The sequence below is a fragment of the Brevibacterium sp. SMBL_HHYL_HB1 genome, from assembly GCF_018208375.1.
GTDB lineage: Bacteria > Actinomycetota > Actinomycetes > Actinomycetales > Brevibacteriaceae > Brevibacterium > Brevibacterium intestinavium.
The window spans coordinates 615,059-629,053 of sequence record NZ_CP062936.1 but is presented as its reverse complement, the minus strand read 5'-3'; the positions used below and the strand labels follow the sequence as shown (position 1 = coordinate 629,053).

At 64.6% G+C, this 13,995-nt stretch carries 14 protein-coding genes and 1 other RNA gene; 1 reads left to right on the top strand and 14 read right to left on the bottom strand.

Going from position 1 to position 13,995, the window contains the following annotated elements; translation table 11 throughout:
• The first annotated feature begins 22 nt into the window (after nt 1–22).
• Nucleotides 23–1,690, top strand: a complete 1,668-nt coding sequence (locus IG171_RS02895) for a thiamine pyrophosphate-binding protein (RefSeq protein ID WP_212129757.1) — start codon at nt 23–25, stop codon at nt 1,688–1,690.
• 84 nt (nt 1,691–1,774) lie between these two features.
• Here the strand turns inward: IG171_RS02895 and IG171_RS02890 are convergent, their stop codons facing one another.
• The 14 genes from IG171_RS02890 to IG171_RS02830 all read right to left on the bottom strand — a co-directional run bounded on the left by IG171_RS02890 (nt 1,775) and on the right by IG171_RS02830 (nt 13,970).
• Nucleotides 1,775–2,947, bottom strand: a complete 1,173-nt coding sequence (locus IG171_RS02890; protein ID WP_212129756.1) for a type I restriction endonuclease — start codon at nt 2,945–2,947, stop codon at nt 1,775–1,777.
• 329 nt (nt 2,948–3,276) lie between these two features.
• Complete coding sequence (locus IG171_RS18980; RefSeq protein ID WP_249204001.1) at nt 3,277–3,501, bottom strand: DUF418 domain-containing protein; 225 nt, start codon at nt 3,499–3,501, stop codon at nt 3,277–3,279.
• Between the two features lie 20 nt (nt 3,502–3,521).
• On the bottom strand, nt 3,522–3,983 hold the full coding sequence (locus tag IG171_RS18975; RefSeq protein ID WP_249203999.1) for a hypothetical protein: 462 nt from the start codon (nt 3,981–3,983) through the stop codon (nt 3,522–3,524).
• Nucleotides 3,984–4,374: 391 nt separating this feature from the next.
• Nucleotides 4,375–5,016 carry a response regulator transcription factor gene (locus IG171_RS02880; RefSeq protein ID WP_212129755.1) on the bottom strand — a complete coding sequence of 214 codons (642 nt, stop codon included), beginning with the start codon at nt 5,014–5,016 and terminating at the stop codon, nt 4,375–4,377.
• Nucleotides 5,013–5,240, bottom strand: coding sequence for a hypothetical protein (locus IG171_RS02875; RefSeq protein ID WP_212129754.1), 228 nt, complete (start codon nt 5,238–5,240; stop codon nt 5,013–5,015). Before IG171_RS02875 ends, IG171_RS02880 begins: the two co-directional genes overlap by 4 nt.
• Entirely contained in the window at nt 5,210–6,034 is an 825-nt protein-coding gene (locus IG171_RS02870) for a histidine kinase (protein WP_212129752.1), read from the bottom strand. Before IG171_RS02870 ends, IG171_RS02875 begins: the two co-directional genes overlap by 31 nt.
• 31 nt (nt 6,035–6,065) lie before the next feature.
• Nucleotides 6,066–6,659, bottom strand: a complete 594-nt coding sequence (locus IG171_RS02865) for a hypothetical protein (RefSeq protein ID WP_212129750.1) — start codon at nt 6,657–6,659, stop codon at nt 6,066–6,068.
• A gap of 248 nt (nt 6,660–6,907) precedes the next feature.
• Nucleotides 6,908–7,285: a transfer-messenger RNA gene (gene ssrA, locus IG171_RS02860) on the bottom strand.
• A gap of 219 nt (nt 7,286–7,504) precedes the next feature.
• On the bottom strand, nt 7,505–7,975 hold the full coding sequence (gene smpB / locus IG171_RS02855) for an SsrA-binding protein SmpB (RefSeq protein WP_212129749.1): 471 nt from the start codon (nt 7,973–7,975) through the stop codon (nt 7,505–7,507).
• Nucleotides 7,976–8,222: 247 nt separating this feature from the next.
• Nucleotides 8,223–9,452: a M23 family metallopeptidase gene (locus IG171_RS02850; RefSeq protein WP_212129748.1), complete on the bottom strand. Its 1,230-nt coding sequence runs from the start codon at nt 9,450–9,452 to the stop codon at nt 8,223–8,225.
• A 1-nt stretch (nt 9,453) separates the two neighbouring features.
• On the bottom strand, nt 9,454–10,368 hold the full coding sequence (ftsX, locus tag IG171_RS02845) for a permease-like cell division protein FtsX (RefSeq protein WP_212129747.1): 915 nt from the start codon (nt 10,366–10,368) through the stop codon (nt 9,454–9,456).
• A complete protein-coding gene (gene ftsE / locus IG171_RS02840; protein ID WP_209323458.1) occupies nt 10,365–11,054 on the bottom strand; it encodes a cell division ATP-binding protein FtsE in 690 nt (229 codons plus the stop codon). The genes ftsX and ftsE overlap by 4 nt, the downstream gene beginning before the upstream one ends.
• Nucleotides 11,055–11,524: 470 nt before the next feature.
• Nucleotides 11,525–12,646, bottom strand: a complete 1,122-nt coding sequence (gene prfB, locus IG171_RS02835; RefSeq protein WP_212129746.1) for a peptide chain release factor 2 — start codon at nt 12,644–12,646, stop codon at nt 11,525–11,527.
• A 97-nt stretch (nt 12,647–12,743) separates the two neighbouring features.
• On the bottom strand, nt 12,744–13,970 hold the full coding sequence (locus tag IG171_RS02830) for a globin domain-containing protein (protein WP_212129745.1): 1,227 nt from the start codon (nt 13,968–13,970) through the stop codon (nt 12,744–12,746).
• Nucleotides 13,971–13,995 lie beyond the last annotated feature (25 nt).

The following is a 13,995-nucleotide window of genomic DNA, read 5'->3' as shown; positions in this document are numbered from 1 at the left end:
TCTCATTCGCGAAAGGACTCGCATGGCTCACACCTCGGCACATGTCGCCCACACACTGACCACACACATCACCGAGGTCTTCGGACTCATGGGCAACGGGAACGCATACTTCCTCGACGCCCTCCTCACCTCCACCTCGGCGAACTACACACCGGTGCGCCACGAAGCCGGTGCCGTCGTCGCCGCTGATGCCCACTTCCGCACCTCGGGCCGGATCGCAGCCGCGACGACGACCTACGGTGCCGGGTTCACCAACACCCTCACCGCCCTCGCCGAGGCGGCCCAGGCCAACGTCCCGCTCGTGCTCGTCGTCGGGGACGAACCGACCTCGGGACCGCGGCCGTGGGACGTCGACCAGATCGCGATGGCCTCGGCCGTGGGCGTGCGCACCTACACCGTCGGCCGCGTCGATGCCGCGGCGGCGACCGTGACCGCCATCGAGCATGCTCTGACCTACCGTGTGCCGGTGGTGCTGGCGATCCCCTACGATGTCGCCACCGTCGACATCGGCACCATTCCCGAGGTGCCCGGTCCGGCAGGAGCCGCTCCCCTGGCTCCGGACTCCGAATTCGCCCAGGTCTCGCTCGACCGTCTGGCAGAGGAGCTCTCCGCGGCGAAGCGTCCGCTCCTCCTCGCCGGCCGCGGCGCCTGGCTGGCCGGAGCCACGACCGAACTCGGCGAACTCGCTGCCGCCACAGGTGCCCTGACCGCGACGACGGCTCTGGGCCGCAACCTCTTCCCGGAGTCCGAATTCGACCTCGGAGTCGCCGGCGGGTTCGGCGCTCCGGCTGCGATGGAGAGGATTCGGCAGGCCGATGTCGCCGTCGTCTTCGGTGCCTCTCTCAATCAGTTCACCATGCGCTTCGGCGAGCTCTTCCACCCTTCGACCTCCGTCTGGCAGGTCGACACCGACGACCGCGCCACGAACTCCCGAGTCGGCGGCTTCATCCGCTCGGACGCCAGACTCGCCGCCGGGCAGCTCGTGTCACGTCTCCGCACATGTGCACCGGAGCCGGACTCCCGCGGTTCCGGCCCCTGGCGCGAGACCGTCGACACCGCGGCCGACCGGGCCTATGAGGCCGGAACTGAATTCGCCTCCGACGGCCGACTCGATCCGCGTGCGGCGGCAGCACGCCTCGGCGAACTGCTGCCGTCCGATCGCGTCGTCGTCTCCGACGGCGGACATTTCATCGCCTGGGCGAACATGTTCTGGGAGCCCAGCGCCCCGGACCGGATGGCGATGGTCGGCACGGCCTTCCAATCGATCGGGCTCGGCTGGCACAGCGTGGCCGGGGCGGCCCGCGCGAACCAGGACTCGACGATCGTGCTCACCACCGGCGACGGCGGCGGGGCCATGGCCCTGTCGGATCTCGACACCGCGATCCGCTCGGCTGCCGGGCGGGGCATCGCCGTGGTCTTCAACGATGCCGCCTATGGTGCCGAGGTCAACCTCTACGGGCTCAAGGGCCTGGACAAGACCCCTATGCTCATCGACGAGATCGATTTCGCGGCACTGGGCACGGCCGCCGGCGGCCAGGGCGTCGTCGTCAGGACCCTGGCCGATCTCGACGCCGTCGATGAGTGGAACGCCACCCCCGTCGAGGACCGGAGGTTCCTGGTCCTCGACCTGCGGATCTCCCCCGACGTCATCGCGCCCTATCAAGAGGAAGTCATCCGTGTGAACTCGTGAGGCTGCGGGCCCGACCGCCGCCCCCAGCCACACGTTCATCCCCGGCAGCCGATTCGACGTCGACTGCCAGGGATCGGATACGGATCAGGCGTACCGGGCTGCAGCCTCGAGCAGCGCGTCAGTGTGCTGGTAGATCTCCGGCAGACCATTGAGATGGTGGAGAGTGGCGTTCTTGTTTTCGTCCAACAGCCCTATTCTCAGGTTGTCCGGGTTGTCGAAATGGAACCGACAGATCGGCTTTCTATTGTTATCGTCCATCAGGATCCCGCAGTAGGACTTCGTGTCCCTCATCGTGATTCGGGTCGGGTCGTATTCTCGGCTCAAGATTGCGCGAACGATCAGATGCCCTTGAATCTCGTCGACAGTGGTCACAACATCGCTGTCTCTTGATGGCGATGGCTCAGCAAGCGTCTCATCCTCTTCATTCGAAGACGGAGATGCTTCGAAGCGCTGAGAGCCGCCCAAGGCTGTCTGGAGTCGATAGTTGACCTGGTCGGAGATGAATTGGGCGTAGCCTTTCGCTACCAAGGGAGTGAGCTGTTCGCGGACCTTCGCCGTCAAGCGCCCACTGTAGATCCTCGGGAGAAACACACTCGCCATATCGTAGGAGAGCTCTCGCGACTCAGCGACGAACTCCCTTTTCGCCGCCGACACATATTTGAGTTCTTCAGCGGCTGACAGAACGGATTCAAGATCGAAGTTCGATTTGCGGAGCTTTTCGAGCTCAGGGAAGAGACTGCTGTCAAGATCTTCCAATTGCAGTTCCAAGAACGGCTGCGAATCCATTTTGTTCGGAGCGTCCAGATCTGTGTAGAACCGGTAGTCGTTGCCGTTTGTCAGTATCGCGATGCGTGCAGTTGTCACGGTGAAGTAGCGGAACAGCTGTGCGGCGTTCTCAAGACTGAGCGGCTCGCCGACCTTCTTGCACTCGATCAAGATTGCAATCTCATCGTCATTGACGATAGCGAAATCGACCTTCTCGCCCTTCTTCATTCCCACATCCGCGATGAACTCTGGGATGACCTCTGTACCGTCGAAGACGTCGAAACCCAGAACACTCTGGATGAACGGCATTATCAGCGTCGTTTTCGTAGCTTCCTCGGTATTGAGATCGTTTCTCGTCCTCTCAAGTTTGGTCGCCAAGATCTTCAGCTGATCAGCAATATCCGTCAAACCCGTTTCCTCCGCACTTATTCGATTGTCGACACGAAGCAGTGCAGATGACGTCTCACCATCGTACTGATGCTGGTCACTCATCAACGCCCACACTGAGCCGAACAATGCAATCTGAATTTCCAACTCGCATTTCACCTTTTCCGCACACAGGCGGAGCAGGGCACGCCGTCATCGCAACCATGCTGATGACTGCGCTAACAGTCGTCATGCTATCCGTCTCAACGTCGGATAACTCAAATCCTCACTACAGTTCTCTTAAACGATATGCATTTGAGATGGTCGTCTTCGAAACTGCCATTGCAATTCACTGAGACCAGTACTTACCGAGGCCTGTGCATGTGGATGCCCCTGCGAGTGCGATCGCTCGTTCGGCTTTGCTGCCAGGTTGTCTCGAGAGCGGTTGCCACGTGTCATTCGCGATGATGGCTCGTGCCGGCTCCCGACCGCCGCCCCCAGGTCACGATGCGCCAGAGCTTCTCCAGCGGCCCCTGACCGAAGAACCGCAGCCACAGGCTCGAACCGACCACCTGCACAATGATGATGCCCAGGCAGATGATGAGACCGACGAGGTAGCCGCCGTGGGAGTCGAACCTGCTGAGGTCGGGCACGACGAACCGGACGCCGATCATGATCACGGTCGCTCCGACGTAGTTGCTCAGCGCCGTTCGCCCAGCGGGGAGAAGATCATCCGCAGGACCGCCTCGGCGGGGGTGCGCAGCAGGAGGACGATGACGACGACATAGGTCAAAGCCATCGTCATTCCGAGTCCGGCGTTGATCCACTGGTCGATCTGGCGCGTCTCATAGTCGGTGACGGCGAAACCGATGAGGGTCACGGCCAGGGCGAGTGATCCGACGAGGGCGAGCCGACCGGGATGGTCGAGTGTGCGCTTGACGAAGCCCGAGCATCCGGTGGCGAAGCCGAGCAGGAAGAGGCCCGGGATGACGGCGAGCCCGCCTCCGCTCGCGATCGCTGCGATCAGCAGAACTGCCCCGAGTACCGTTGTGACCGGCGTGAGGAACCGCGCGGGGATCCAGGTCGAGGGCAGCAGCACGACGATTCCGACGATGGCGTACGGCAGCAGGGCCTCCCCCGGCTGCAGCAGCTGATGGAGCACGCCGAGGACGCCGAGGAAGGCGAATCGGCGCAGCAGCGCCAGCCGGGGGGCGCGGGCTGCGTTCGGAGGCGCTGAGCCACATGAGCCCGAAGCCGATGCCGAAGAGGAACGAGAAGATCGGGAAGAACCGGTTCTGCACGAAGTCTTCGTAGAAGCGATAGAAGGCCAGCGGGTCGCCGTGGGCATCGACCGAGTTGAGGTTGAACAGCGAGGGCAGGTTGACCAGCAGGATCCCGCACAGGGCGAAGCCGCGAACGACGTCGAGAGCGAGGATTCGGGACCGGCGACGGGTGGGAGGAGCAGTGTCTGTCAGTTGTGATGTCACGCTTCCATTCTTCTTCTCGGGTCGCGGGAGCACATCAGCCGCGGGGCCGAAACTCAGGCGCGGGGGTCAGCCATTCGGCCGATTCATCGCTCCCGATTCCCACATCCGTGCGGCGATCTCGACCCGGTTGCGGGCCATCAGCCGTGTCTGGATGCTGCCGAGGTGGGTTTTGACGGTGCCGAGGGAGATATAGAGATCCTGACAGATCTCCTGGTTGGTCCGACCGTTCGCGACGAGCCTGGCGACTTCGAACTCTCTGGCACTCAGCCGCTCGACCGCATGGGTGCTCCGCTCCGGTGTCCGGCTGCGCCGTCGCAGCAGGTCGAGGGTCAGGGACGGGGAGATCAGGGCATCGCCGTTCGCAGCCGCCCGGACTCCGGCGATGAGGAGGTCGGCACCGGCGTCCTTGAGCAGGAAGCCGCTGGCACCTCCGTCGAGTGCGGCATCGACGTATTCCTCGTCATCGAAGGTCGTGACCATGATGACCTTCGAGTAGGGCGTGATCTTGGGCAGGGCCGCGAGACCGTCGAGGCGGGGCATGCGGATGTCGAGGAGGACGACATCGGGTCGTTCCCGCCGGGCCAGGTCGATCGCCTCGGCACCATCGGCGGCCTGCCCGATCACGCTGATCGCCTCCTCGGCGTCGAGGATGAGGGAGAATCCCATCCGCACCATCTCCTGATCATCGACCACGGCGACTGTGATCATCGGTCGTCTCCCTTCGTCGTCAGCGGCAGGCAGGTCCGCACGGTCCAGCCGTCCCGTTCGGGTCCGGCCTCGATCGTCCCGCCGGTTCCCGGGCCGTTGCGCACCGACATCTGCAGCGTCCTCGGCGCGTCCTCGCTCGCAGTCACCTGGACGGTCACCGGGGCATCGGGGCCGGCATGGCGGCGGACATTGGTCAGGGCCTCGACGAGCACACGGTCGAGCACCGGCCACACTGCCTCGTCGTCGATCGCGCCGACATCGATCGCGATCTGCGCCCGGTCGCCGAAGGACTCGACCCGATCGCGCAGAGCTTGGGGGCCGTCGGCGATCGGGGTGCGCGATGCGGCCTCGGTGCGGGTCTCCTCACGAGTCGGCGGATCTCGTCGAGCGCACGGGTGCCGGAGGCCTCGATCCTGCCCAGAGCGGTCGACGTCAGCTGCGCATTGTCGCTGCGCCCGGCGGCCTGGGCCAGGACGACGATCCCGGTGATCTCGTGGGCGATGACATCGTGGAGTTCGGTGGCGATGCGGCGGCGCTCCGCCTCGGCGGCGGTGGCCCTCCTCTCGGCCAGGGAACGGTCGGTGAACCGCTGCATCAGCCCGATCGAGATCGCGACGATGATGACGATGGTCGAGACGAGGCCGAAGATCAGTCCGTCGGGCAGCATGCCGGCGACGGTGATGTTCGCGAGAGCGAGGACGGCCATGGCCACGCTCGCGCGCGGTCGTGCGCCGAAGCGTCCGAGCAGAGCCAGGGTGATCAGGCTCAGCCACAGCACCGTCAGACTCAGTGTCGCGGCGATCGCCACGAATCCGAGGGACACGAGCAGTCCGAGGACGGCGATCCTGAGGGCGCGCGAGGGCGTTCGGCCCGCGTGGATGCGGACGAGGATCGGCAGGACCGCTGCCGCAGCCAGGACGGTGCCTGCGATCACCGGCCACCCGGTGCCGGTGACCAGATCGAACCCGAAGGTCAGGGGCACCGGGATCAGCCACAGCCATGCGATGAGTCGTCTCATTGGCTCTCAGTCTAACCGGGGCCTCGGTGTCTCAGCGGCAGCTGCTGGAGGCGTATTCGACTTCCACGACGACGCCATCGTCGGTGGCGGAGGCGTCCCTGACCGCCGCGTGCTGAGGCAGGTCGGCCTCCCCCGCTTGCCGACCATCGGCGAACATGCGCAGGTGGGCGTCATCGGCCTCAGCCGAGAATGTCATCGGTGCGGCACCGACTGTCGTCGAGTCCGAGAATGAGCCGTCGGCGTTCTTGATGGGAGTGGCCGCTGAGGGGTAGTCGAAGGTGATGAAGCGGGTGAGCCGGTCAGCGCTGCCGTCGATGAGGCGGTGGATGAGCAGCTGGTCCTTGTTGATGCCGGCCGCCGGGGTCGTGTCGACGTAGGTGAGGTCTGCCCTGTTCTGAGCGGCGTAGATCAGGTAGGGACGACCGTGGACCTCGATCGATGAGGCTTCGATCCCGCACTCGTCGAGGTAGGCGGTGACTTGGGATTCGAGTTCGGCCTTGGCATGGAGTTCTGCGGCCACAATCCCGACGACGGCGACGGTGATGAGCGAACAGCAGACGGCGAGTGCGATGAGGGTCTTCTTCATGAGGTGTCCTTCTCGGATCATGGGGATCGTGTCACTCATGATCCTTCCGGGGCAGGAACGCTCGGGCCTCGGCCGATCGGACGGTCAGGCTCGGCCGATCGGTCAGTTCACACCGACGCCGCACGCCTGTTCGCGATCTCGGCCGGTCTCTCCACCTCGCCGGTCGACGGTGTCACCGCCCCAGAGTCCGAAGGCTCGTCGGTCGCGGTCTGCCGGCAGTCATCCGTCGGCAATGGAGGCGGGAGCGAGAAAAAGCCCCGGATCCGTGTCGGATCCGGGGCTTTCACAAGTGGAGATGGCGGGAATCGAACCCGCGTCCGTCGGCAAATTGTCGGGACTTCTCCGGGCGCAGTTCGTGAAGCAGTTTCTTAGGTTCTGGCCCTTGCACGAACACATGGACCAACGAACGGAGTTGAGTAAGAGTCCCTCAGATACCCCCAACGAATATCTGAAGCAGTGGCTTCCTAAACGACGCCAGGCTCCAGAGCGGAAGCGACTCTAGGCTGACGGATTCGCAGCTCGCGCTCTATCAGGCAGCGAGGGCGAAATCGGTGCGGTTGTTAGACTTAGCACCTATTGTTTTGCAGAGGACATTAACGAGATGACTCTGCCTTCTCGGCCCGCTTCTCCCGACGCAGTGTCCAACGTCGAAACCGATCATCCCCATATTCTTTTGCCAAACCTGCCCTGCTCTGTCCTCCGCGTGTGCGGATTCCTCGGCTGGACAGGAACTCCAGCATACTCGGTCAACGCGGGGCGAGCCAATCGTATTCCCACCTCGTATGACCGATTCGCACGGCCGCCTCGGCGATCATCGCGGTGGTGACGGCGGGATTCGAACCCCTGACTCCACGACCTCACCCGCTCGACCTGTTCCGCCGGTCTCAGAGGAACTGCTTGGCCTTCATCGCGCGTTCAGCCTCGCGCTTGTCCTGCGCCTCGCGCAGGGCCTGACGCTTGTCCCATTCGCGCTTGCCCTTGGCCAGAGCGATCTCGACCTTGACCAGCGAGCCGTCGAAGTAGAGTTCGAGCGGCACCAGGGTCCGGCCGGACTCCTTGACCTTCTGCGAGAGCTTGAGGATCTCCTCCCGGTGGAGCAGCAGCTTCCGCCGACGCCTGGCCGAGTGATTCGTCCATGTCCCCTGCAGATACTCGGGGATGTAGACGTTCTCCAGCCATGCCTCGTTCTGGAAGATGAGAGCGAAGCCGTCTCTCAGCGAGGCCCGGCCTTCGCGCAGCGACTTCACCTCGGTGCCGGTGAGCACGAGACCGGCCTCCCACGTATCTTCGATGTGATAATCGTGGCGTGCCTTGCGGTTCCTCGCAATGACTTTTTTGCCAGTGTCCTTCGGCATGACCGGCCTCCTCTCTGCTCTCGCCTGACTGTTCGCACACGCTTCCGCGACCGCTTGCGGCCGTCACAGCGCATGAACGCACAGGCTCTCAATTCTAGCGCACGCCGACCTCACCCAAAAGTGAGTTCGACGACACTCCATCCTTCGCCGGCGTCCCCAGGAACAGCGCACCGCTCCCCCGCACCCTGCATTGTCAAGCGCAGCCCTGAAGCATCGCCCGAGGCGGCCTCACCGCCGCCGGGAGGCATCAGAAGATGTAGGGCTTGGGGTCGACGTATCCGCCGTTCTTCATGATCTCGAAGTGCAGGTGGCAGCCGGTCGAGGCCCCGGTCGTGCCCGAGTACGAGATGACCTGTCCCTTCTTGACCTTCTGTCCGTCGTGGACCTTGAGCTTCGTGTTGTGGTTGTACGTCGACGCGATCGAACTGCCGTCGATCTTGCCGTGGGAGATGACGACCCGGTTGCCGTAGCCGCCGGTCCACCCGGAGGTGACGACGATCCCGTCGCCGGCCGCGCGGATCGCAGTTCCGCAGGGCACGCCGAAGTCCATGCCGGTGTGCAGCTTCTTCGCGCCGGTGATCGGGTGGGTCCGGTAGCCGAAGGGGGAGGTCGTCGGATAGCCCTCGGCCGGGTTGGCCAGGACTCCGTCGCCGAAGTCGAACTCGCCCTTCTTCTCCTGCTCCTTCTCCCATTCGCGGACCTTCTTCGCCAGCCGGTCCTGCTCTTCCTTCTCCTTGGCCAGCTGCTCCTCGGTCTTGGCCTTGTTGTCGGAGATCGTCTTCTCCGCCTCGTCCTTCGCCGAGATCAGGTCGTTGAGGTCATCGGCCTTCTTCTTGGCATCGGCCTGGGCGGCTTCCTTGGCCAGCACCGCCTCGGCGGCTTCGTCCTTGAGGTCGGAGATCTTCTCGGTCACGCCCGAGAGCCGCTCCTCGTTGTTCTTATTCAGCGCCCGCTGCTCGGAGAGGCGGTCGATCGTGCGCTGCTGGGACCGCACGGCCGAATCCACTCGGCCGATGCCGCCGTCGGCGCTCGTGCCTTCGGCCATCTGCAGAAGCATCGCGAGGTCAGAGGTGATGCCCGAGTTCTGATACGCCTGCCGACCGATCCGCGCGGCCGCGGTCTTGTGCTGGTCGATCTCCTCGGTGCCGGACTCGATGGACTCCTTGAGATCCTTCTGCGCGTTCTCGGCCGCGGTCAGCCGCGCGGCCATGTCCTGATCCTTCTCGATCGCCTCGGCCAGCGCTTCGTCGGCAGCCTTCGAGGCCGCCTCGGCGTCGGGCAGCTTCTCCTCCGCGGCATCGCGTTCGGCGATCACGCGGGCGAGGTCCTCATCGAGGCCTTCGAACTCCTGTTGGAGTTCCTTGACCCTTTCGTCGACCTGGCTCTTGTCGTCCCTGGGATCGGCCACCGCCGAGGCAGCCGGCAGAACCAGCGCAAGCGCGATTGCGGTGATGACGAGTCCGAGTCTGCGTGCCATCTCAGACCTTCGTGTACTTGTTCAAGGTGATCAGAGACGATGCTCCGGCCATGATCGCGCCGATGATGATGAGCACGGGCGCGATGAGGAGGACGTCCCAGCCGGAGATGAGGCTGAAGCCGGTCGCCTGTCCCTGCAACCAACCGCTGACCCCGAAGTGGACGAGCAGTCCCAGGGCTCCGGCCGACAGGGTCGCACCCACGACAGCCGCGATCACTCCCTCGAGCAGGAACGGCAGCTGAATGAAGGTGTTCGAGGCGCCGACCAGCCTCATGATGCCGGTCTCCCGGCGTCTCGAGAACGCCGAGAGTCGGATGGTCGTGGCGATGAGCAGCATGGCGCACAGCAGCATGATGCCGGCGATGGCCACGGCCACGATGGTCGCGATGTTGAGCACGCCGAAGAGACGGTCGAGCAGTTGGTTCTGGTCGACGACCTCCTCGACGCCCGGGGTGGAGGAGAACGTCTCCTTGATGATGTCGTACTTCTCGGCGTCCTTGAGCTTGACCCGGAACGACTCGTTCATCTCCTCCTCGGGCACGGTGCCCTCGAGGCTGGTGCCCTTGAACTGCTCCTGGAAGTGGTCGTAGGCCTCGGGCTTGTCCTCGAAGTAGACCTTGTCGACATAGGGGGCGAGTTCGGAGCTTTCGAGTTCGGCCCGGATCTGGTCCTTCTGGTCGCCGGTGACCTCACCGTCGACGCAGTTCGTCGCCTCCGAGCCCGACGGGCACAGGAACACTGAGACCTGCACGCGGTCGTACCAGAAGTCCTTCATCTGCCCGACCTGCATCTGCAGCAGGATCGCGGCGCCGACGAAGAGCAGGGAGACGAAGGTCACGAGCACGACGGAGACGACCATCGAGAAGTTCCTCCGCAGGCCCGACCAGACCTCGGAGAGGATGAAGCCGGCCCTCATGAGGCGACTCCGTACGTGCCCTCTTCGACGTCGCGGACGATCGAGCCTTCGCGCAGTTCGATGACGCGTCGGCGCATCCGGTTGACGATCTCACCGTCGTGGGTGGCCATGAGCACCGTGGTGCCGTTGCGGTTGATCTTCTCCAGAACGCTCATGATGTCAGCACTCGTCGTCGGGTCGAGGTTGCCTGTGGGCTCATCCGCCAGCAGGATGCCGGGCTTGTTGACCACGGCGCGGGCGATCGCCACACGCTGCTGCTCACCGCCGGACAGTTCGCTGGGATAGCGCTTCTCCTTGCCGTCCAGCCCCACGGTCTCGAGTACGTCGGGCACCAGCGTCGACATCGCCGCCCGTGACTTCCCGATCACCTGCAGAGCGAAGGCGACATTGGCGAAGACGGTCTTGTTCGGCAGCAGACGGAAGTCCTGGAACACCGTCCCGATCCCCCGGCGCAGATACGGCACCTTCCAGCTGGGCATCTTCACCACCGATTTCCCGGCGATGTGGATCCGCCCGGCGGTCGGGACCTCTTCGCGCAGGATGAGACGGATGACTGTGGACTTGCCCGAACCGGAGGCCCCGACGAGGAACACGAACTCCCCGCGGTCGGCCTCGAACGAGATCTCGTCGAGAGCCTTGCGGGAGCGTGCGTCGTAGGACTTCGAAACGGAGTCGAATCTGATCAAGTCGGTCTTCAATCATGTCGCGGGTGGCTCGGCCGGTTCCACTGTACGTAACAGTTCCGTGATGTTCGCGGAGGCGTACGGGCGTGTGGTCCGATCTGATGAAGTTCACAGCCACGCCAGCGGGGCGGGCTGGCCGGTCCGTCGCCTCGGGCGGGTCCGTCGCTGCGGCGGACCGCGCAATCAGCATTTCACGGGAGAGGAATGTCGGTTCCCGACGGGCGGTTTCAAGCGGTCGTTGCAACACCCGGTGATTGATCGTGTTCAGACAACAGCTTATCCAGGGCCTCGGCCGACGTCGCGTTTGTGGTCAGTCCGCCGAGGGATAGTGGCCAAATTGGGCAGATCGCCTCGGTGCTCTGACCTCAAACGAGAGTGGAGGCGCCGGGCAGGAGTCTGAACGCGAGGCCCCAACAGGAAGAAGCAGGTAGCGGACCCGGAGAGGCGCCGGCCGACCGGCGGCCGTCGGAGGCTCAGGCCTCCTCGGCGGCCATCTCCTGTTCCTTGCGCCAGCGGATGCCGGCCTCGATGAGACCGTCGAGGTCGCCGTCGAAGACCGCCGAGGGGTTGTTGACCTCGTAGCCGGTGCGCAGATCCTTGACCATCTGGTACGGGTGCGTGACGTAGGAACGCATCTGGTCGCCCCAGCTGGCCTTGATGTCGCCGGCGAGCTCCTTCTTCTCCGCAGCCTCCTCTTGGCGCTTGAGGTCGAGGAGGCGGGACTGGAGGACGCGCATCGCGGCCTCGCGGTTCTGGATCTGGGACTTCTCGTTCTGCATGCTCACGACCACACCGGTGGGGATGTGGGTGATGCGCACGGCCGAGTCCGTCGTGTTCACCGACTGCCCGCCCGGGCCCGAGGACCGGTAGACGTCGATGCGCAGGTCGTTCTCGTCGATCTCGACGTGGTCGGTCGGTTCGATGAGCGGGACCACCTCGACGGCGGCGAAGGAGGTCTGGCGACGTCCCTGGTTGTCGAAGGGGCTGATGCGCACGAGCCGGTGGGTGCCGGCCTCGACGGACAGGGTGCCGTAGGCATAGGGGGCGTTGATCTGGATCGTCGCGGACTTGATGCCCGCCCCCTCGGCGTAGGAGGTGTCAAGCTCCTGGACGTTGTACCCGCGGTTCTCCGCCCACCTCACGTACATCCGGGTCAGCGTCTGCGCCCAATCGGTCGCATCATCACCGCCCGCGCCCGAGCGCACGGTGACCACGGCGGAGCGTTCATCGTATTCGTGGTTGAGCAGGGTCGAGATCTCGAGATCGGCGAGCTGATCGTGCAGCTTCTTCAGATCCCGTTCGGCCTCTGCGAGCAAATCGGCATCGCCCTCCTCCTGAGACATCTCGACGAGCAGCTCGGCATCGTCGATGCGCTGGGCGAACTTCTCGAGCTTGTCCAGGGTGCCCTGCTTGTGGGAGAGCTTGGCCGAAGTCTTCTGCGCCGAATCCGGGTCGTCCCAGAAGGTCGGCGAAGACGCCTCCTCCGTGAGCTCAGCGACTTCGTCGCGCAGATTGTCCAGGTCGGACACGTCGAGAATCGCTTTGTACGTCTGACGGAGGTTGGCGATTTCAGAAGAGTAGTCAGTGATGGCCATAATGCTCCGATTCTAGTCCATGGATGACCTGCGCCCAGAACGAAGCCCGCGGGCGCTCACCCGCGGGCTTCGTTCCGTCGTTACGCAGCCGGTCCGATCAGGCCGGAACTGCCTCGGGCACGGTGGCCCAAGTATCGGGGCCGAAGACTTCGAAGTGAATGTTCGCCTCCGGCACGTCGAGTTCGTCGAGGCCGCGGCGAACCGCCTTCATGAACGGCGGCGGGCCGCAGAGGTAGACCTGCGCGTTGGCGTCGACGGGCACCTCGGCGAGGTTGATGAAGCCCTCGTGGACGGTCTCGGTGGCGGCCCGGGCACCGAGCCGCTCGTACCAGTGGTGCATGCTCGCACCGGGCAGCTGGCTGACCAGCTGCGCCATCTCGCTGCGGTGGGCATGAGCGGCCATGGACTGGTCGGCGTGGAGGACGGTGACCGGGCGCCGGGATTCCTTGGACACCAGATCGTTGAGCGCACCGAGGATGGGCGTGCAGCCGATGCCGGCGGAGACCAGCAGCAGCGGGTCCTCGGAGTCCTCGACGACGAGGTCGCCGTAGGGCAGCGAGCAGCGGATGGAGTCGCCCTCGAAGACGTTGTCGTGGATGAAGTTCGAGACCTCACCGGCGGGGATGCCCTCCTCGGCGCGACCGGGCTCGGCCTTGATGGTCACCGTCCAGCTGGTCCGGCCAGTGGCCTTGGTCAGGCTGTACTGGCGGATCTGGTTCGCACCATCGGGCAGCTGGACCTGGACGGAGACGTACTGCCCCGGCTGGGCCTGCGGCAGCACACCGCCGTCGGGGCGGGAGAGGACGAGGCTGACGGTGTTCGGCGACTCCTGCCGGCGGCGGGTGACGACGAGGTCGCGCCAGACGTCACCGGGGACGACGTCGTGGCGGGCGTAGAGCTCCTTCTCGGCCTTGATCAGCGCGTCTGCCATGTCCCAGTAGACCTCGGTCCAGGCGTCGACGACCTCGGGGGAGGCCGCATCGCCCAGGACCTCGCCGATGGCGGCGAAGAGATGCTCGTAGACGATCGGGTACTGGTCCTCGGTGATGCCCAGGGAAGCATGCTTGTTCGCGATCCGGCTCATCATCGCATCGATGTTCGGCGCATCATCGGACACCAGCAGGCTGGCATAGGCGGCGATCGCGCCGGCCAGAGCCTTCTGCTGCTCACCCTGGGCCTGATTGCCGCGGTTGAACAGGTCACGCAGCAGATCGGGGCGGGCGGTGAACATCCGCTTGTAGAAGATCGGGGTGATGTCTCCGATCGCTGCTCCGACGACGGGAAGGGTCTCACGGACGGTGGACAGTGCTGACTGGGAGATCACTGAAACTCCTTTCGCGGCGGCTGTT

Coding starts and splice junctions, on each gene's coding strand:
- IG171_RS02895 (WP_212129757.1), top strand. CDS start 23: ATGGCTCACACCTCGGCACATGTCGCCCACACACTGACCACACACATC.
- IG171_RS02890 (WP_212129756.1), bottom strand. CDS start 2,947: ATGAGTGACCAGCATCAGTACGATGGTGAGACGTCATCTGCACTGCTT.
- IG171_RS02880 (WP_212129755.1), bottom strand. CDS start 5,016: ATGATCACAGTCGCCGTGGTCGATGATCAGGAGATGGTGCGGATGGGA.
- IG171_RS02870 (WP_212129752.1), bottom strand. CDS start 6,034: ATGAGACGACTCATCGCATGGCTGTGGCTGATCCCGGTGCCCCTGACC.
- IG171_RS02865 (WP_212129750.1), bottom strand. CDS start 6,659: ATGAGTGACACGATCCCCATGATCCGAGAAGGACACCTCATGAAGAAG.
- smpB (WP_212129749.1), bottom strand. CDS start 7,975: ATGCCGAAGGACACTGGCAAAAAAGTCATTGCGAGGAACCGCAAGGCA.
- IG171_RS02850 (WP_212129748.1), bottom strand. CDS start 9,452: ATGGCACGCAGACTCGGACTCGTCATCACCGCAATCGCGCTTGCGCTG.
- ftsX (WP_212129747.1), bottom strand. CDS start 10,368: ATGAGGGCCGGCTTCATCCTCTCCGAGGTCTGGTCGGGCCTGCGGAGG.
- prfB (WP_212129746.1), bottom strand. CDS start 12,646: ATGGCCATCACTGACTACTCTTCTGAAATCGCCAACCTCCGTCAGACG.